At 42.9% G+C, this 18,799-nt stretch carries 17 protein-coding genes; all 17 read left to right on the forward strand.

Translation table 11 applies throughout. The annotated features are described in order from the left end of the window. The first annotated feature begins 35 nt into the window (after nucleotides 1-35). The 17 genes from ACFPXP_RS17575 to fliD all read left to right on the forward strand — a co-directional run bounded on the left by ACFPXP_RS17575 (nucleotide 36) and on the right by fliD (nucleotide 18,772). The gene (locus tag ACFPXP_RS17575) at nucleotides 36-1,898 is read left to right on the forward strand and encodes a glycosyltransferase (protein ID WP_379895678.1); all 1,863 of its coding nucleotides are present in this window, start codon (nucleotides 36-38) and stop codon (nucleotides 1,896-1,898) included. A 40-nt stretch (nucleotides 1,899-1,938) separates the two neighbouring features. Then, on the forward strand, nucleotides 1,939-3,258 hold the full coding sequence (locus ACFPXP_RS17580) for a hypothetical protein (protein ID WP_379895679.1): 1,320 nt from the start codon (nucleotides 1,939-1,941) through the stop codon (nucleotides 3,256-3,258). Beyond that, complete coding sequence (locus ACFPXP_RS17585; protein WP_379895680.1) at nucleotides 3,255-4,349, forward strand: glycosyltransferase; 1,095 nt, start codon at nucleotides 3,255-3,257, stop codon at nucleotides 4,347-4,349. Before ACFPXP_RS17580 ends, ACFPXP_RS17585 begins: the two co-directional genes overlap by 4 nt. A gap of 8 nt (nucleotides 4,350-4,357) precedes the next feature. Further along, nucleotides 4,358-5,539: a glycosyltransferase gene (locus ACFPXP_RS17590; RefSeq protein ID WP_379895681.1), complete on the forward strand. Its 1,182-nt coding sequence runs from the start codon at nucleotides 4,358-4,360 to the stop codon at nucleotides 5,537-5,539. Between the two features lie 24 nt (nucleotides 5,540-5,563). Next, a complete protein-coding gene (gmd, locus tag ACFPXP_RS17595) occupies nucleotides 5,564-6,652 on the forward strand; it encodes a GDP-mannose 4,6-dehydratase (RefSeq protein WP_379895682.1) in 1,089 nt (362 codons plus the stop codon). 14 nt (nucleotides 6,653-6,666) lie between these two features. After that, nucleotides 6,667-7,605, forward strand: coding sequence for a GDP-L-fucose synthase (gene fcl, locus ACFPXP_RS17600; protein WP_379895683.1), 939 nt, complete (start codon nucleotides 6,667-6,669; stop codon nucleotides 7,603-7,605). A gap of 31 nt (nucleotides 7,606-7,636) precedes the next feature. Beyond that, nucleotides 7,637-8,308, forward strand: coding sequence for an HAD family hydrolase (locus ACFPXP_RS17605; RefSeq protein ID WP_379895684.1), 672 nt, complete (start codon nucleotides 7,637-7,639; stop codon nucleotides 8,306-8,308). Nucleotides 8,309-8,313: 5 nt separating this feature from the next. Then, nucleotides 8,314-9,336, forward strand: coding sequence for an ATP-grasp domain-containing protein (locus ACFPXP_RS17610; RefSeq protein WP_379895686.1), 1,023 nt, complete (start codon nucleotides 8,314-8,316; stop codon nucleotides 9,334-9,336). Nucleotides 9,337-9,351: 15 nt separating this feature from the next. Next, nucleotides 9,352-10,074 (forward strand): cytidylyltransferase domain-containing protein, encoded by a 723-nt coding sequence (locus ACFPXP_RS17615; protein WP_379895687.1) that lies wholly within the window; start codon nucleotides 9,352-9,354, stop codon nucleotides 10,072-10,074. Between the two features lie 18 nt (nucleotides 10,075-10,092). Further along, nucleotides 10,093-11,163 (forward strand): UDP-2,4-diacetamido-2,4,6-trideoxy-beta-L-altropyranose hydrolase, encoded by a 1,071-nt coding sequence (pseG, locus tag ACFPXP_RS17620; RefSeq protein WP_379895688.1) that lies wholly within the window; start codon nucleotides 10,093-10,095, stop codon nucleotides 11,161-11,163. A gap of 102 nt (nucleotides 11,164-11,265) precedes the next feature. Beyond that, nucleotides 11,266-12,315 carry a pseudaminic acid synthase gene (pseI, locus tag ACFPXP_RS17625; RefSeq protein ID WP_379895719.1) on the forward strand — a complete coding sequence of 350 codons (1,050 nt, stop codon included), beginning with the start codon at nucleotides 11,266-11,268 and terminating at the stop codon, nucleotides 12,313-12,315. Nucleotides 12,316-12,339: 24 nt separating this feature from the next. After that, a complete protein-coding gene (locus ACFPXP_RS17630) occupies nucleotides 12,340-13,725 on the forward strand; it encodes a DUF4910 domain-containing protein (protein WP_379895689.1) in 1,386 nt (461 codons plus the stop codon). Further along, entirely contained in the window at nucleotides 13,722-14,522 is an 801-nt protein-coding gene (locus tag ACFPXP_RS17635; protein WP_379895690.1) for a formyl transferase, read from the forward strand. The genes ACFPXP_RS17630 and ACFPXP_RS17635 overlap by 4 nt, the downstream gene beginning before the upstream one ends. A 28-nt stretch (nucleotides 14,523-14,550) precedes the next feature. Beyond that, on the forward strand, nucleotides 14,551-15,495 hold the full coding sequence (locus tag ACFPXP_RS17640) for a dTDP-glucose 4,6-dehydratase (RefSeq protein ID WP_379895720.1): 945 nt from the start codon (nucleotides 14,551-14,553) through the stop codon (nucleotides 15,493-15,495). A gap of 41 nt (nucleotides 15,496-15,536) precedes the next feature. Then, nucleotides 15,537-16,721 carry a UDP-4-amino-4,6-dideoxy-N-acetyl-beta-L-altrosamine transaminase gene (gene pseC, locus ACFPXP_RS17645; RefSeq protein ID WP_379895691.1) on the forward strand — a complete coding sequence of 395 codons (1,185 nt, stop codon included), beginning with the start codon at nucleotides 15,537-15,539 and terminating at the stop codon, nucleotides 16,719-16,721. Between the two features lie 106 nt (nucleotides 16,722-16,827). Then, the gene (locus ACFPXP_RS17650) at nucleotides 16,828-17,208 is read left to right on the forward strand and encodes a flagellar protein FlaG (RefSeq protein ID WP_379895721.1); all 381 of its coding nucleotides are present in this window, start codon (nucleotides 16,828-16,830) and stop codon (nucleotides 17,206-17,208) included. Between the two features lie 16 nt (nucleotides 17,209-17,224). Next, on the forward strand, nucleotides 17,225-18,772 hold the full coding sequence (fliD, locus tag ACFPXP_RS17655; RefSeq protein ID WP_379895693.1) for a flagellar filament capping protein FliD: 1,548 nt from the start codon (nucleotides 17,225-17,227) through the stop codon (nucleotides 18,770-18,772). Nucleotides 18,773-18,799: the final 27 nt, after the last annotated feature.

The raw sequence follows: 18,799 nt of genomic DNA on the forward strand, positions 1-18,799 counted from the left end.
ATTATCTTTGAAACTATTCAAAATGCCGGGTGAATATGATGAATATACTCCACATTGTAAGTGGAAATCTACAAGGCGGGGCCGCTCGAGGAGCCTACTTTCTGCATAAAGGACTAATAAAAAAGGGAATAAATTCTAAAGTGCTCGTGACACACAAGGATAATGTTAAGGATGATAATGTCATACAACTAAGTTCAACTTTAGAGCGATTTAATGAAATTGAATACAGTAGGTTTTTAGATCAAGCATTATTAAATGGAATATATCTAGATAGGAGAGATGTAATTTTTAGTGTTGGTGTAGAAGGGGCTGATATTACACAGACTGACATATATAAAGAATCTGATATTATTCATTTTCACTGGATTAACGGCGGGATGATTGGTTTAGATTCATTTTCAAAAATCGAAAAACCCATTGTATGGACTTTTCGGGATATGTGGCCATTTACCGGAGGTTGTCATTATTCAGGTGATTGTAGAAGGTACGAAATTGGTTGTGGAAGCTGCCCGCAATTAAATAGTAGTAATCCTGAGGATCTGACTAGATTAATAATGATACAAAAGAAAAATCAATATAAACATAACATGACTCCAGTTGCTATTAGTAATTGGTTGAAGTTGAGTGCAGAAAATAGTGAAATCTTTAGGAATCAAAGAGTAGAAATGATTCCCAATTGTATAGATACTGATATATTTAGGCCGTATGAAAAGGAAGAAGCTAGGGATTTATTGGGGATCCCGAAAAATAAAAAAATAATTTTGCTTGGTTCGATTAGACCGATGGACAATACAAAAGGTTTTGGGAAAATAAAAGAGGCTTTCACACATCTGGTCGATAGGGAACAGTATCATCTTGTCGTATTCGGAAAATGCGATGAATTAGAGATTCAAGTACTTGGTTGTTCATATCAGTTACTTGGATTTATTAATGATGATTATAAACTTGCACTAGTTTATTCATCTGCAGATGTTTTCGTGGCCCCTTCGATAGAAGAGGCCTTTGGAAAAACATTAATAGAAGCCTTATCATGTCAAACTCCTGTAGTAGCATTTGATGCAAATGGACCACAAGATATCGTTGAACATGAACAGTGTGGTTACCTTGCGACACCTTTTGAGCCAGCGGATTTGGCACGTGGTATCCAGTGGGTGTTGGGTAACAAATGGAGGCTTGAGGAACTATCAAAAAATGCAAGGATTAGGGCAGTCCATAGATATAGTTTGGAAGTTGTAGGTGAGCAATACCTTAATTTGTATCAACATATAATAGAAAAACAAGCAGAAGGTAATACGGTGTGTTTTTGGGATGATAAAAGAATTGTTAATAACGTAACTGATATAAAAGAATATAGCGAATTACAAATAACCGTGGATGAATGCGGAAAATATATATTGGATGGCGAACTTTCGAAAGGACCCCAACATTCTGATACTGCGAAATATTATAAAGAATGTATTCAGTATATGTGTCAAATTGCGTTAAATTCTGACAAACATATTTTTTCTCAATTGTTTAGGGATATGGCTGTGAATGTGGCAACAAGTTATAAACGCACTCTTCCAATTGACTTTCTGTATTTTTTTGATACGGTGAAGCTTAAAGCAAAACTAGAAGAAATAAATAAAGAATCCAGACATGTAGTTATTTTCGGGGCAGGAGAGTATGGGGCTAAAATACTTAGGGTATTAGAAAAGCATGGGATCAATGTTCGATATTTTATTGACAATAATTTGAGTAAATGGGGCCAGTTTTTCTCGGGTATTGAGATTATTGGCCCTCGAGATATAGATAGAAATATGTATATATTTATTGCTTCGACTTGGGCAAATGAGATTCGTCAACAACTTATTGAAATTGGCATGAAGCAAAACGATGATTTCATGGTGATAATGTGATTAAAGTCAATGAATATATTAGTGTGGAAGGGGATTAATATTGGAACAATTAAATACACCAGTCGTATTTATAATTTTTAATAGGCCAGATACCACAGCTCTTGTTTTTGAAGAAATAAAAAGGGTTAAGCCAAAGGAGCTATTTATCATCGCAGATGGGCCGAGAGAAAACAATACTGGTGATAGAACTTTATGTAGAAAGGTAAGGACAATAGTAGATGATATTGATTGGAACTGTAAAGTGTACAAAAATTTTTCTGAAACGAATTTAGGGTGTAGGCAGCGAGTATACACAGGATTAAACTGGGTATTTGAACATGTAGAAACTGCCATTATTTTAGAGGATGACTGCTTGCCATCCCCCTCCTTTTTTTCGTATTGTGAGGAACTATTAGATAGGTACAAATATGATTCCAGGATTATGACTATCTCAGGTAATAATTTCAATAGTGATTATGACCCCAGGAATGAGGGAGATTACTCCTTTTCGAGATATCCCCATATATGGGGGTGGGCAACATGGAAGAGGGCGTGGGATTTATATGACATTAATATGTCGATTTGGCCGTGGGTACGGGATAAAGGTTTTCTAAATGACATTCTACATGAACCTGAGGTGGTGAATTATTGGTATGGGAAATTCCAAAATACCTTTTCAGGGAAAAACGAACATTCGTGGGATTACCAGTGGATATTAACGAGTTGGTTGCATCGTGCATTAACGATAATACCCAGGGTTAACCTTGTTACAAATATCGGATTTGGAAGAAACGATGCCACACAAACCACACAATTAGATGACTTATTATCAAACCTGCCTTTAGAGGAGATTAAACTTCCATTAACTCACCCATCATTAATGATACAGGATATATTACTAGATCAGTATACTGAACAACATATTTATAAGATTCAAAATGATAGCAAAGTGTTGAACGTTACTTACTATAAAGAAAGATGGTTGGAACTTAAACTTTTTGGTAATGATATTTTACAGTTATTAAGAGATTGGGGTTTTTCTAGAATTGTTATATTTGGTACCAAGACAATAGCAAAAGGATTAAAAAATGAGATAGATAGTTCGAATCTGGACTTAGTAGCGTTCATAGATAATAAAATCAGTCTGGAAAAGAATTTTGAAGGTATTCCAATATTTCATCCTTCGTGGATAGAACAAAATGAAGAAAAGTTTGATGTCATATTGTTATCTATAGAAGGAAATCATGATTTACAAGTAAAAAAACAACTAGTTGATTATTTAAAAACAAACAATAAGCAGATCATTTCTTGGAAAGAAATGATCTTATATATAGACGATTTGGCAAACAAACTAAGAAAAATTGAGGAAATCGAAGAATGAAAGATGATTATTCAATTAAATTTTCTTTTATCACAGCCTGCTACATGAGCGAAGCGAATATCGAAAAGACCATACAGAGTGTTTTATCGCAGACATATCCAAATATCGAATATGTCATCGTCGATGGAGGTTCCACAGATCATACACTGGACTTGATTAGGAAGTATGAAGACCGGATAGATACAGTGATTTCGGAACGTGATGAGGGGATTTATGATGCCTTCAATAAAGGGATACAGGCTGCAACCGGTGACATCATCTACTTCTTAAATTCTGATGATGTTTTAGAGGATAACACAGTCATTGAAGATGTGGCCAATTATTTTTATCAGAGAAAAGGTTTATTGGCGCTATATGGGAATGTCCGTGTGGTTGACGGTTCATATTGTTCCCTGCAAGGGCGAAAGCTGACACTAAATGATTTGAAAATGGGCCACAGGCCATCGCATCAATCGTTCTTTGCCAAGAAATCCATATTATTGCAGGCCGGATGCTTTGACACGTCTTATCGCATAGCTGCTGATTTTGATTTGATGATTAAGCTGTTCAAAGAATACGGTACCAGCATGGATTATTTCCCGAGAACGGTCGCCTTATTTCAACTTGGGGGGGTTTCCTCCAATTATCGTACACGGTGGAAGATGCTTCAGGAAAGTGAGCGGATTATTCATAAGCATTTCATCGAAAACGTCGACCTGATGTCCACGGAGTTTCAAAACAATGCACTGTATCGTGAATGGCTGGAGCAATGGCTGGTGAGCGGACGTGGGATTACGAGAAAGATAAAGGATATCGGATTGCGGAAGGCGGTTGTATTCGGTACCTTAAAGACGGCGTTGTATTTATTATCCGACCTGCGTCGTGAGGAGATCGAGACCGTTTGTTTCATTGATAATGATGTAAACAAGCAAGGGAGCTATCTGGAGGGTGTCCCCATTCATGGAAGCGAGTGGCTGATGGAGAATCGAGATGCGTACGATGTCATTTTGCTGAGTGTCGAGAGTACGAGTGATCGAATCATCATGGAACAGCTGAGGGAACGTCTAGGAGCGCAGACTTCAATTTATTCTTGGAAGGAACTAATCGGATGACGATAGGCATGAATCCGCGGAAAGCCTCTCTCACATTTTCGGCTGTCGTTCCGATGTATAATGCGGAGCTATATATTCAAGAAACATTAGAAAGTTTATGCAGCCAGACGTATCCGCTCGAAGAGATTATTGTTGTCGATGATGCCTGTCAGGATCAAAGCGCTCAAATCGTTGCTAAATGGATGGAGCAAACGAGCATACCGATCAAAGTGATCAGGAACGATCGAAATCGCGGAGTTTCATACTCACGCAATAAAGGATTCGGCGAGGCATCGGGGCAATGGATTTTGTTATTGGATGCGGATGATGTGGTTGATCAGACACTTGTGGAAACACACGTTCAGTTATTGGCCACGAATGAGGCAACTCATGCCGTATTATGCCATAGTGCCTATAGACAGATCGACGAGCACGGAAATTTATTGCCTGGAATTACTCAATTTAAGCAAGTTGGCCCACATGAGATTTTAGGCTATGAATTCGTGAGAAATCATGTTTATCTTTCTGGTACTTCGGTCCATCGACAAACTGCAATTGAAGCGGGACTCTTTGATTTAGAACTCTCTCATTCAGAGGATTGGGATTTATGGTTGAGACTTGCCCAAAGAGGAGGCTTCCTATATATTAACGAACCATTGTTCACGGTTCGAAGACATTCCTCCAATGCTTCATCACATATTAAGTCTATGTTAGATGGGGAAAGAAGGGTGCTTCAGAAATATCGTCTCGAATTTATTAAAGAGGCCATTCACCGCAGAGACCTGCCGATAGTCATCAATGCTGCCGATTATGTTTCGGTACTGTACCGTTTGGACCAGTATGAGGAAGGCCATCACTACTTAAAGCAGCTTATTGCGGAAGGTCATAGTTCCGCATCACTCTATTTCTTCCATGGGCTGTATTTTGTAATTTGCAAACAGTTTAGGCAAGCCGCTACATCATTCCGTGAAGCGTTAAAGCAAGACAAGCATCACGGGGCGGCAAGAAACAATCTTGCTGCAGCATGGGGATGCATGGGACATAAAGAAGAGGCGATTCAACTGCTTCAGGAGGTCCTTTCAGACATACCGAATTATATGGATGCGAACCATAATTTGACCCAAATTCAATCGAATCCTCATGTCACATCCTCCGATTTGAAATGGACATGGAGGGAATTGAGGCCTGTTCTTTTGCAATATAGTGGTTAGTTTAATGAAGCAAGGGGATTGCATATGAAAAAGAAAGCACTCATTACAGGCGTCACAGGACAGGATGGCGCTTACTTATCGGAATTTCTTCTGAATAAAGGGTATGAGGTCCATGGAATTAAGCGTAGGGCCTCTTCGTTTAATACGGACCGCATCGACCATTTATATCAGGATCTCCACGAGGAGCATGTCAACTTCTTTCTCCATTATGGAGATATGACCGATTCAACGAACTTGATTCGGATTTTGCAGGAAGTACAGCCGGACGAAGTATATAATTTGGCCGCACAGAGCCATGTTAAAGTGTCCTTTGAAACGCCTGAATACACAGCCAATTCGGATGCATTAGGGACACTTCGATTGCTGGAAGCCATACGAATTTTAGGTATGACGGAGCGGGTAAAATTCTATCAGGCATCTACTAGTGAACTGTATGGGAAAGTGCAAGAAGTGCCGCAAAACGAGAACACCCCTTTCTATCCAAGAAGCCCTTATGCAGCAGCTAAAATCTATGGTTATTGGATTACAGTGAATTATCGTGAAGCCTACAATATGTTTGCCTGCAATGGGATTCTATTTAATCATGAATCACCATTGCGCGGGGAGACTTTTGTTACCCGTAAAATTACACGAGCCGCTGCAAGAATGAAGCTTGGACTGCAGGATATATTGTATCTTGGCAATCTCGATGCGAAACGGGATTGGGGATTTGCCGGTGATTACGTCGAGGCGATGTGGCTGATGCTGCAGCAGGATAAACCCGAGGATTACGTTATTGCTACGGGTGAAACGAGAACCGTACGCGAGTTTGTAGAGGCTGCTTTTCAGGAGCTGAATATGGAATTAGAATGGCAGGGCTCAGGTGTTCACGAAAAAGGAATAGATAAAGCTTCTGGCCGTAGTGTGGTCGAAGTGGACCCGCGCTATTTTAGGCCGACAGAAGTGGATGTATTGCTGGGCGACCCGGGTAAGGCGAAAAGGCAGCTCGGGTGGTCTCCCAAAGTAACATTTAAAGAGCTGGTCAGCATGATGGTACACTCCGACCTTGAGGAAGCACAAAAAGATGTTGTCATTGAAAAAGAGGGGTTTTCTGTCCGGAATTACTACGAGTGAAAGGGGGAGTTGGATTGAGGCGGGATTCTAAAGTTTACGTGGCTGGTCATCGCGGTTTGGTTGGATCGGCGATTTACAGACGCTTGCAGGCCGCGGGGTACACGAATTTAATCACTCGAACCAGCAGTCAATTGGACCTTAGGAACCAAGAAGCAGTAGAGCAGTTTTTCCGCACGAAACAACCCGAGTATGTCTTTTTAGCTGCTGCGAAGGTAGGCGGAATTCACGCGAATCGAACGTATCCGGCACAGTTTATTTATGATAACTTGGCTATTCAGACCAATGTGATACACGCTGCATATCAATCTCGAGTGAAGAAGCTTTTGTTCTTAGGAAGTTCTTGCATTTACCCTAAATTTGCTCCTCAGCCGATGAAGGAAAAGTGCTTATTAACTGGTGAATTAGAACCTACCAATGAGCCCTATGCGATCGCTAAAATTTCCGGGATGAAAATGTGTGAAGCATACAATCGCCAGTATGGAACAGACTTTCTTTCAGTTATGCCTACTAATTTATATGGGATTGGGGACAACTTCGATCTGCAAAATTCACATGTCATCCCTGCCTTGATTAGAAAGTTTCATGAAGCTAAGGTGACCAACTCTGCGTTTGTGGAGGTTTGGGGGACAGGGAATCCAAGGCGGGAGTTTTTATTTGCTGATGATTTGGCTGATGCATCTGTATATTTGATGGAAAACGTATCGGCAATACAATTGGACGGATTTGTTAATATTGGGACAGGTCAAGATTTATCGATCAGAGAATTGGCACAATTGATTCAGCAGATTGTTGGGTACGAGGGAGAAATTCGATTTAATACGGATCAGCCGGATGGAACGCCGAGAAAACTTTTGGATATAACGAAATTAAGTCAGTTGGGTTGGAAAGCATCGATCAGTTTGCGCGAAGGTATCGTGCAAACTTACGAATGGTATAAAACCACTGTCTATTAGAGAGATTCTATTATTGGAGCGAGAGGAATTCATGATTATAACCTATATATTGGATCTGGATGATACATTATATTGTGAACATGATTACGTTAAATCCGGATTTCTTGCAGTGGCCAAAGCTTTGGCAGAGCGAAGCGATTATGGTGTGGATCGAATATATCATGAATTGCTCTCCGTTTGGACAACAGAAGGTAGAGGCAAGGTCTTTGATACGGTCATAAGTAAGCTTCATATTCAGATGGAAACTCAACTGTTGGTTGATCTGTATCGTAGTCATCGTCCCACCATTCAATTATATGAAGATGCTAAAATTTTTCTGGAGTACGCGCAGCAACATGAATTAAAATTGGGATTGATTACCGATGGGGCATCTCAAGTCCAATGGAATAAAATTGAATCTTTACGGATAAAACCGTATTTTCAAGCCATTGTTGTATCGGATGATTTTGGCGGTACAAGTTATTGGAAGCCTCACGAAGCGCCGTATTTGAAAGCAGCAAAATTGCTTGCTGTATTGCCGCAAAATTGCTGTTATGTCGGAGATAATCCTCATAAGGATTTCATTACGGCCAAACGTTTGGGGATGAAAACCATTCGTATTGTTCGACCCGTCGGTGATCATATGAACACAAAATTAGAGCCAGAATATGAAGCTGATGAGACCATGACATCACTGGCTTCTTTATTACCATACAGTGAGTAGCTGTCGTGAGACATATTATTCTATCTAAACTCATCATTACAGCGGACCTGAACCGAAAAGAGGCAAGGGCTGAGGATAAACCTATGAACATATTAATTACAAGTATTTCAAAAAAGGTACCCTTAATTCGTGCAGTAAGGGAAGCTGCTGCCAAAATAAAAGGCGATCATCAAATTATCGGAGCGGACAGCAATCGTGAATGTGTGGGAAAATATTTTGTAGACGATTTTTGGGAAATGCCGCTTCTTTCAGAGTTAAGCGAACAAGAACTTATTCGATTCTGTGCACAGAAGCAGGTTGATGTCATTATTCCTACTAGGGATGGTGAACTTCTGTATTTCGCGGGGATAAAGGAACGACTTCGAAGAGAAGGCATTTATGTTATGATCAGCAGCTTTTCTTCCATCCAGAAGTGCTTGGACAAATTGGAGTTCTACACATTTGGTAGAGATCGCAGTTATCCCGTTATTCCTACTTCATTGAATGTAAGCACCCTGCCATATGATCGATATGCAGTAAAAGAGCGGTTCGGTGCAGGTTCAAGCAATATTGGTTTAAACCTAACGGTGGAGGAAGCCCAGGATTGGGCCAAGCGTATGCGACATCCCATTTTTCAACCCTATATAGAGGGTAGTGAAGCCAGTATTGATCTATACGTAGGCATGAATGGAAAAGTGAAGGGCTGTATATGCAGATATAGGGAGTTAACGGTTGGCGGAGAGTCCCAGATAACGACGGTATTTGAGGACGAGAAACTACAAAGTGAGTCTGTAAGAATGGTTGAGTCCTTGGGGTTATACGGGCATGTAGTAGTGCAGGTAATGATGGATCGAGATGGCGCATTTCATTTTATTGAATGCAACAGCAGATTTGGAGGGGCTTCAACAGCAAGCATAAGAGCAGGCTTAGACAGTTTTTATTGGGCCCTTCTTGAGTCACAGGGAATTCATTTGGGGAGTTATTCGTTTGAGCGAAAGAACGGTATAAAGATGGTCAGGTACGCAGAAGACTTGTTTATCGAACAATAACGAGGTAGTGATCAGATGAAGACAATAATTATCATTCAAGCCCGAATGGGTTCCAGCAGGCTGCCGGGTAAAGTGCTGATGCCGCTCGGTAATACAGTGGTACTGGATTATGTCGTTAGCCGGTGCCAGAAGCTGGATGTCAACGAAGTAGTTGTAGCGACCTCTGTGCTTCCGCAGGATGATGCAATTGAGCAGTGGTGTGCAGGCAGCGGCGTGACTTGTTTCCGCGGATCGGAAGATGACGTCCTCTCGAGATATTACGAATGTGCCCAATCGTATGCACCCGATTGCGTAATTCGAGTCACTTCGGACTGTCCATTCGTCGACGTGGAGATGGCGGAAGATATGATTCGGGTCATGGAACATACGCGTGCGGATTATGTGAAATTGAAGGGAGATCTGCCGAGGGGGCTAGCCGTGGAGGTGTTCGCCTATTCCGCTCTGGAGTACATTCACCAGCATGGAACAGAGCCTAGGCACCGGGAACATGTAACTTACTATGGCTACGAGTTTGCGGAGAAATTCCAAACCGCGGTGTATGAAGCTCCTGCTGCCAAATGCCAGCCTCAACTGCGCATTACATTAGATACGCCTGAGGATTATGACCTTTGCCGCAGCATAGCAGGTTACTTTAACGGAGATAAGCTAGTCTCTTCTGAACAAGTGATTCGTTATTTGTTGGATCACCCAGAGGTATCCAGCATCAATGCTCATATTCAGCAAAAACCGGTGGAGTAACATCACGCGGATAAATCGATGGACAAGTTGGTGAAGAAGGTGAAGGTTGCTTTTCGAACAGACGCTTCGGTTCAGATCGGTACAGGACATGTGATGCGCTGTGCAACGTTGGCGAACTATATGCGGGAACAACGGTTTGAAGTGTATTTCGTATGCCGGGCAGAGCAAGGCAATTTATGCGAATGGCTCGAGCAAGCCGGGTATACAGTCCTTCGTTTGGATGCTTCAAAACCGCTGGATCAGGCAAGGGATGCGCAGGAAATGAAACTTCGTATCGAAGAGCTCGGCGTTCGGCCTGATGCCATCGTAGTAGACCATTATGGTTTGGACTATCGTTGGGAGGAAGCCATGCAGTCCATCACAGGACGGGTGCTTGTCATCGATGATCTAGCGAATCGCAGACACGCATGTGATCTCTTGCTGGATCAAAATTATAATGAAGATCTGCAAAATCGATATGCGGATCTTGTTCCGGAGCACTGCCGTCTATTGCTCGGACCGGCATATTTGATTTTGCGCCCGGAGTTTTATCAAGCAGCGGGCAGACGAAGGACAAGAGATAATCACATCCGAAGAGTACTCGTATTTTTTGGGGGAAGCGATCCGACGTGCGAGACACTCAAAGCATTGGAAGCTATGGATAGCATAACGAACCGACCGTATGGCGTAGATGTGGTTGTAGGAAGTGCAAATCCCCATCGTTTTCGTATCGAACAGATGTGCAGTCAAATGGGCATTCAATATCACTGCCAAATTGATTATTTAGCCGATCTGATGGCCGAGGCGGATCTTTCCCTAGGGGCAGGCGGCGTCACGATGTGGGAACGTTGTTTCCTGGGACTGCCGTCGGTGGTTACGACGGTTGCAGAAAACCAAATCGCTTCGACGAAAGCTGCTGCTCACTTTGGTGCCGTGTTTTGGATCGGTTGGCACGAGCAAGTTCAACCTGCGAACTATCTTCATATTCTTAGCAATGTCCAAGAGCCCACCCACAGATGGGAGGCGATGTCGGTGAAAGCAAAGCAGTTAATGGCTTCAGACCGGACCGAGCCGGGGCATTCGCTAATCGATTACCTAAAAAGTACCTGAGCTTTATTATATACTTTTGGCGGAGTGCAGCCGATATATATTAAGAAGTACACGTACAGCATAGAGACGAACCATGATTATTTTCAGACTGAGGTGTAAATGATGAAGGAATTTGTAATCGGCAGCCGAAAAGTGGGTCCCAATCACCCGCCAATGATTATTGCAGAAATGTCCGGAAACCATAACCAATCGCTGGAAAGGGCTCTATCGATAGTAGATGCAGCTGCAGAGTCGGGTGCCCATGCACTAAAGCTGCAGACGTATACTGCGGATACGATGACGCTCGATATTCGTACGGGAGAGTTTTTTATCGAGGATGAACAGAATCTGTGGAAAGGCACCTCGCTATATGAATTGTATCAGCAAGCTTATACGCCTTGGGAATGGCATCAAGCGATCTTCGACAGATGTCGTGAGAAGGGCGTCATTCCGTTCAGCACCCCTTTTGACGAGACTGCTGTCGATTTCTTAGAATCGTTAAACGTACCTTGTTATAAGGTCGCCTCTTTTGAAAATACCGATATACAGCTATTGAGGAAAATTGCGGCAACGGGCAAGCCGGTTATCATGTCTACGGGCATGGCTACGCCTGCTGAGTTGGATGAGTCGGTACGCACGCTGCGGGAATATGGATGCTCCAATATTGTACTATTAAAATGTACGAGCACGTATCCCGCCAGTCCCGCCAATTCTAATCTTCGTACTCTTCCCCATATGAGCGAACTGTTCCAATGTCAGGTAGGCTTATCCGATCACACCTTAGGGATCGGCGTATCGGTCGCCAGCGTTGCACTGGGAGCGACCGTGATCGAGAAGCATTTCACACTGTCCCGGGCTGAGGGCGGCGTAGACAGCGCATTTTCGATGGAGCCTAACGAGATGAAGGCACTTGTTGAAGAAACGCAAAAAGCATGGGAAAGCTTAGGGGGGATTCAGTACGGACCAACGGAAGCAGAGAAGCCATCCTTAAAGCATCGCCGTTCTCTTTATATCGCTAAAGATGTGAAACAAGGCGAAACGCTGACAAAGGAACACGTAAAATCCATTCGACCGGGACTAGGATTGCCAACCAAATATATGGATATTGTACTGGGTAAGACCGTGTCTAAAGATGTACAAGCAGGAACGCCCTTAACGTGGGATGTGCTCTAAAATTTGATGCAGGGATTGAGAAATATGATCGAAACCGATACAGCAAGATCTTTACAAAATCTGTTCGACTTGGACCAACTCGAATCGATGGAGCACTTATTTGACCGCTTGTTTCCGTTATGCAGAAGCATTACCGGTCCGGGTCTTCGGGAAACACTTCAGATTTTAACGGAATTCATACCCTTACAGATTTTTGGCGTGCCTACAGGTGAGCAGGTATATGACTGGAAGGTACCAAAGGAATGGAGAATATACGGAGCGAGATTAACAGCACCGGATGGCGAAGTTATTGCGGACTTTACTCAACACAATCTTCATGTATTAAATTACAGTGTACCTGTAGATGAGACACTGGAGCTGGAGCAGCTGCAGACACATCTTCATTCGCTGCCACAACTTCCCGATGCAATCCCTTACGTCACGTCTTATTACAAGGAGCGATGGGGGTTCTGTATTCCTCATTCTGTGCGAGAACAATTGAAGCCGGGAAAATATCATGCGAAGATTGATAGCGAGCTGGTGGATGGCGAGCTGAATTATGCTCATGCCATTTTGCCAGGGGAAAGCAGCGAGGAGATTCTGATTAGCACTTATGTTTGTCATCCTTCGATGGCGAACAATGAGTTAAGTGGACCGTTGACGGCTGCAGGGCTGTATCAAAGATTGAAGAAATGGAACAAAAGAAGATTTACTTATCGGTTTGTATTTGTGCCGGAAACGATCGGATCCATTGCGTATTTGCACCGCTTTGGACAAGAGCTGAAGCAAAACTTGTACTCCGGGCTGGTGGTTACCTGTGTTGGTGGACATGAGTCTTTGAGCTTTAAGCACAGCCGTAGGGAGGATGCTCCCATCGATCAGATGATTTCGCATTTGGCACAAAATAATAGTTTGGAACTGCGGGAAAGGCCCTTCACACCGAATTATGGATCGGATGAACGACAATATGGCTCACCGGGCTTTAATCTACCGGTTGGCCAAATATCAAGAAAGCTAGATGGCGGATATAAAGAATACCATACATCGCTGGATAATAAAGAGAATATGCCGCTGAATACACTGCTCGACAGTGTAGACCAGCTGGAGACGATATTGAAGGCGTTGGAGTTTGATGGATATTATGTGAATCAATCGCCCTATGGAGAAGTGAAGCTTGATCGACATGGGCTCTATCCAGATATGAATTCACATCAGACGCGCTCGAAATCCAACAATGAAGTTATCGATTCCAGGCAGCAATTAAATCGGATATTAACCATCCTTAATTATTGTGATGGGGAACATCGGATGCTGGAGATTGCCGAAAAGTGCAAATGTTCGGTCATTGATTTAATTCCAATTGTTCAATTATTGCTGGACAAAGGGCTTCTGAAAGGCCCATATTCAATGAAGAGAGGGCTGGACTCATGAATGTAATGTTGTTAACAGGATCGCATCCGAGACATTTATATGTCGCCAGCCAATTAGCAAAGTCTGGCTTTCTGCAGGCTTTGGTGGTAGAAGAAAGAGAGGCCTTAGTTCCATCGCCTCCGGCGAATATATTACAGCAGGATAAGGAAAACTTCATTCGGCACTTTGCCGATCGAGAGGCTTCAGAGCTCCGCTTCTTCGGAGATGGACAGTACGCAGAGCTTGCCTCCATTCCAACGCTTCGCGTTAAACCCGAAGAATTGAATGGCCAAGGTGTAGTCGACTGGATTCATCAATATAAACCCGATGCTGTCATCTCGTATGGTGTACATATTTTGCGTCAATCGGTCCTCGATGTGCTGCCCGATACAGCTTGGAATATTCATGGCGGACTATCGCCTTGGTACAGAGGGAATATAACGTTGTTCTGGCCATTTTATTTCTTGAAGCCGAATTGGGCAGGCATGACGATTCATCAGCTGACCTCACGTTTAGATGGAGGAGATATTATTCATCATGCCGTACCGGAATTGGAGCGGGGCGACGGAATTCATGATGTAGCATGCAAAGCCGTTATGCAGGCAGCGCAAGATCTCGTACACATTTTGGATTTGAAGATGAATGGGAAGGAAATGACGCCGGTACCCCAGAAATCATCCGGCAAGCTGTTTACTTCGGCGGATTGGCATCCTCAGCATTTGAGACTGATTTATAATACTTTTAACAACGATATTGTTGATAAATATTTGGACGGTGAGCTGCCGCAGCATGAGCCGCCGTTGGTAAAAGCATTTTAAATACTACTGAATTTATAGGAGAACAATGATGAACGTACTTGTTACCGGTGGAGCCGGATTTATCGGTCGTTGGGTCGTGAAACGTCTTTTAGAAGATCAGCATCACGTATGGGTGCTGGATGACTTATCGAATGGGCGAGAAGAAAATTTGGCTGAGTTTAAGGATCATCCGAATTTGATCGATTTTATCCAGGGGGATATAAAGGATCGTAAGCTGCTGGAGCAGCTGTTTCAGGATCATCGATTTGCATTGTGCTATCATCTGGGTGCTTCGATTAATGTGCAGGATTCCATCGACGATCCGGAGACGACTTTCAACAATGATACAGTTGGCACGTTTAACGTGCTTGAGGAATGCCGGAAACATGAAACGAAAATTGTACTGATGAGTACCTGCATGGTTTATGATCGGTGTACCGATGAACAAGGGATTACAGAAGCTCATCCGATTAAACCCGCTTCTCCGTATGCCGGAGCTAAAATTGCTGCAGAGAACATGGTGCTGTCCTATTACCATGCGTATGGTCTGCCCGCTGTGGTGATTCGTCCGTTTAATACTTATGGTCCCTTTCAAAAGACCGGTGGTGAAGGCGGAGTTGTAGCTATTTTCATAAAAAATAAATTAAACGGCAAAAAGCTTCAAATCTACGGAGACGGCAATCAAACCCGTGATCTGCTGTATGTGGAGGATTGTGCTCGCTTTGTCGTACAATCTGGCTATTCCTCAAAGGTGGATGGACACATCGTGAATGCCGGTCTAGGTAGGGATATCTCGATTAATGCATTAGCTGAGCTCATTGCGGGAGCAGATCAAATTGAGCACGTTCCACACATTCATCCGCAGAGTGAGATTGCTAAGCTGCTATGCAATTATAATAAAGCCAAGCAGCTGCTGGGATGGGAACCGCAAGTTGACTTAGAAGAAGGCATTCGCCGTACCGAAGCTTGGATTAAAGAAACGAACCTGGTGTAGTGTTGTACTGCACCTTCTTTTTTTAGGAACGGAGGGCTGACATGGAATTAGCAGTGAACGGCGGAAAGCCAGTGAGGGAATCCTTTTTGCCATATGGACAGCAGATCATAGATGACAGGGATATCGAGCATGTTCTAGAAACATTGAAAAGCCCCTATATTACCCAGGGACCTGCCATTCAGGAATTTGAACGAAGAGTTGCTTCTTACGTGGGCGTTCGTCATGCCGTTGCATTTTGCAATGGGACGGCGGCCCTTCACGCTGCATGCTTTGCTGCAGGGGTAGGGCCCGGCGATGAGGTGCTGACGACACCCATCACTTTTGCGGCAAGCGCCAACTGTGTATTATACTGCGGTGGAACACCACGCTTTGTGGATATCGACGAATGGACGTATAACATTGATGCATCCCTGTTGGAAAAAGCCATAACTCCGCGTACGAAAGCAATCATTCCTGTTGATTTTACAGGACAGCCTGCGGATATGGAGCGCATTATGGAAATTGCTGAACAGCGTGGATTAGTTGTGATCGAAGATGCCGCACATTCGCTCGGGGCACTTTATAAAGGGAAAAAGGTTGGCACATTAGCGCATATGACGATGTTCAGCTTCCACCCTGTTAAGCATATTACGACAGGTGAAGGCGGGATGATTGTCACCGATTCGGATGAATATGATAATAAGCTGAGACTGTTCCGAAGTCATGGCATCACACGGGAGAATCTGCAGCGTGATGATGAAGGGCCATGGTATTACGAGATGCAGGCGCTCGGTTACAATTACCGTATGACGGACTTGCAAGCTGCACTGGGCGTTTCTCAGATGGACAAGCTGGACACGTTTCTCGCAAGACGAAGGGATATTGCAGCCTATTACTCGAAGGAGTTCAGCAGCGTGGCAGGTGTGATCATACCGTACCAGCTGCCATACAGCGATTCGGCTTGGCATTTGTATATGCTGCGCATGCAGATGGATTTGTTTACGGTAGACCGCAAACAAATATTTAATGCGCTTCGTGCGGAGAACATCGGCGTACACGTTCACTATATTCCCGTATATTACCATCCTTATTATAGGGAGCTGGGGTACGCTAAAGGCTTGTGTCCACGAGCCGAGCACTGGTATGAAGAAGTACTTACGCTTCCGCTATTCCCTGGGATGACCGATAGGGATGTACAAGATGTGGTTCAAACGGTCAAGAAGGTACTGGATTATTATAGGAAATAAAATATTGCGACTGTCGCTTCTTTTTCTTGAAATTCTCTAACGTTCTCGCTGAAAAACGCCGATATATGTAGTAATTATATATGGAGAATGCGAGGAATGATGTGTGATGAGGCCTGATGTGTCCTTCCAAACGACGGGAAATATACCCGTTCACACCCCTTCGATGGAGGGGAAGAAAAGTGAAGTGCAGCAAGTCGTCAGATTCATTCATTCGACCCGTGAATTAGAGAAAGCACAAATATCTGGCACCGATATTCCGGTCAGCGATGAACAGTTGATCAAAGCGATTGAAAAAGCAATCAAGGCTGTGGAAGGTAAAGCGACTTCATTGAAGTTTTCCGTTCACGAGCAGACCAAGCAAATCATGGTGAAGATTATTGATAATGAATCAGGAGAAATCGTGAAGGAAATTCCTCCTGAGAAAAATCTCGATTTTTTAGCTAAGGTCTGGGAGATGGCCGGACTATTTATAGACGAGAGAAAGTAAAAGGAGGAATTTCAAAATGGTTTTACGTATGAGCGGTTTAGCCTCAGGCATGGATACGGAAAGCATTGTTCAACAGTTGATGTCTGCTCATAAAATACCTGTAACGAAGTTGGAGCAGAAGCAGCAGATTGTTGAATGGAAGCAAGAAGACTATCGCAATATGAACACGAAAATCTTAGAATTTCGCAATTATTTATTTGATGGTGTGATTCTTGGGAATCCATTTGATGCTCAAAAAGCAAATTTGAGTGGAGATACTTCTGCAGTGTCGGTTAATGCATCCAGTACTGCAACGGGATCACTTTCGATTCAAGTTAAGGAGCTAGCGAAGGCAGCGACTAAGAATAGTTATGGCAGTATTACTGCTGGGTTGACTTCTTTTAGCGCTGGTGAAAAGCTTTCTACACAAATGACTGGGCTGAACAGTACATATTCTTTTAAAGTCAATGGTAAAGAGTTTACTGTAAATACGGCCGAGGAGTCGCTCAATGATGTAATATCGAAAATCAATAAGGATTCTGATGCTAATGTATCTGTATTCTTTGATGATTCTTCCGGAAAACTTTCCTTTGTAGCTAAAGAAGCTGGAGAAGTAAATGGAGTTGGCGGAAATTTAGCGAATATAACCTTTGAAGATACAAGCGGGGATTTCCTTCAAAAAGTTTTAAAGATAAATAATTATACAGAAGCCGATGGTGCCACAGATCCAGATACCAATAATGCGACAGTAGGTAATAAAGCGACGGTCGTCATAAATGGCATGGAGACAACTAGAAATACAAATACTTTCAGTATCAATGGTATGGATATCACATTGTTGAAAGAGGGTGGAGGCACTGCCACCGTTGAAGTAGGGAAGGATATAGATAAGATTGTTGAAAACATAAAGCAGTTCATGACGAAATACAATGAAACTTTGAACTTACTCACCTCTAAAGTAAATGAAGAAAGACATAAGGATTATGAGCCATTAACTGATGACCAGCGAAAAGAGTTTAAAGAAAGTGGCTATGATATTGATGAGTGGACAAGTTTAGCAAGAAGTGGATTAATCCGAAACGATTCCATATTAAAAGACGCCATCAATGATATGAGGTCTGCTATTACAACACTTTATGCCACAGGAAGCGAGTATAATTCTCTAGCATCCATCGGTGTAGAGACAACGCGTTACAGTAAGAATAGTGACGTGAACGGTAATCTCGTTATTGATGAGGACAAGCTTCGTAAAGCACTTCAGGAAAACCCCGATGCCGTGGAACAAATCTTTCTATCTAAAGGAACGGCAGCAGATGGATCGGATAAAGGCGTCATTGAAAAAATGTACCAGAATCTGAAACAAAATCTAGATGACCTGACCAGTAAGGCAGGTAATCCAAATGCTTCGACTGAGGATACGAGTACTCTTGGTAACGAATTGTATAACCTCAAGAGTCGTTTGGTTCAAATGAATAATAGGTTAGTGACTTTAGAAAATAATTACTACAAACAATTTAGCACAATGGAACAAGTGATTAGTAATTACAATAGTCAGTCTGCATATTTGACGAATGCATTTGCGTAATATTCTCTGTAAGGAGGGGCAGCATAG

Origin of the sequence: Marinicrinis lubricantis (assembly GCF_042658665.1) — a bacterium.
In the GTDB taxonomy this organism is placed as follows: Bacteria; Bacillota; Bacilli; order Paenibacillales; family KCTC-33676; genus Marinicrinis; species Marinicrinis lubricantis.

Coding starts and splice junctions, on each gene's coding strand:
- ACFPXP_RS17605 (WP_379895684.1), top strand. CDS start 7,637: ATGATTATAACCTATATATTGGATCTGGATGATACATTATATTGTGAA.
- ACFPXP_RS17575 (WP_379895678.1), top strand. CDS start 36: ATGATGAATATACTCCACATTGTAAGTGGAAATCTACAAGGCGGGGCC.
- gmd (WP_379895682.1), top strand. CDS start 5,564: ATGAAAAAGAAAGCACTCATTACAGGCGTCACAGGACAGGATGGCGCT.
- ACFPXP_RS17630 (WP_379895689.1), top strand. CDS start 12,340: ATGATCGAAACCGATACAGCAAGATCTTTACAAAATCTGTTCGACTTG.
- fliD (WP_379895693.1), top strand. CDS start 17,225: ATGGTTTTACGTATGAGCGGTTTAGCCTCAGGCATGGATACGGAAAGC.
- ACFPXP_RS17590 (WP_379895681.1), top strand. CDS start 4,358: ATGAATCCGCGGAAAGCCTCTCTCACATTTTCGGCTGTCGTTCCGATG.
- pseC (WP_379895691.1), top strand. CDS start 15,537: ATGGAATTAGCAGTGAACGGCGGAAAGCCAGTGAGGGAATCCTTTTTG.
- ACFPXP_RS17640 (WP_379895720.1), top strand. CDS start 14,551: ATGAACGTACTTGTTACCGGTGGAGCCGGATTTATCGGTCGTTGGGTC.
- pseG (WP_379895688.1), top strand. CDS start 10,093: ATGGACAAGTTGGTGAAGAAGGTGAAGGTTGCTTTTCGAACAGACGCT.
- ACFPXP_RS17635 (WP_379895690.1), top strand. CDS start 13,722: ATGAATGTAATGTTGTTAACAGGATCGCATCCGAGACATTTATATGTC.
- ACFPXP_RS17615 (WP_379895687.1), top strand. CDS start 9,352: ATGAAGACAATAATTATCATTCAAGCCCGAATGGGTTCCAGCAGGCTG.
- ACFPXP_RS17585 (WP_379895680.1), top strand. CDS start 3,255: ATGAAAGATGATTATTCAATTAAATTTTCTTTTATCACAGCCTGCTAC.
- pseI (WP_379895719.1), top strand. CDS start 11,266: ATGAAGGAATTTGTAATCGGCAGCCGAAAAGTGGGTCCCAATCACCCG.
- ACFPXP_RS17650 (WP_379895721.1), top strand. CDS start 16,828: ATGAGGCCTGATGTGTCCTTCCAAACGACGGGAAATATACCCGTTCAC.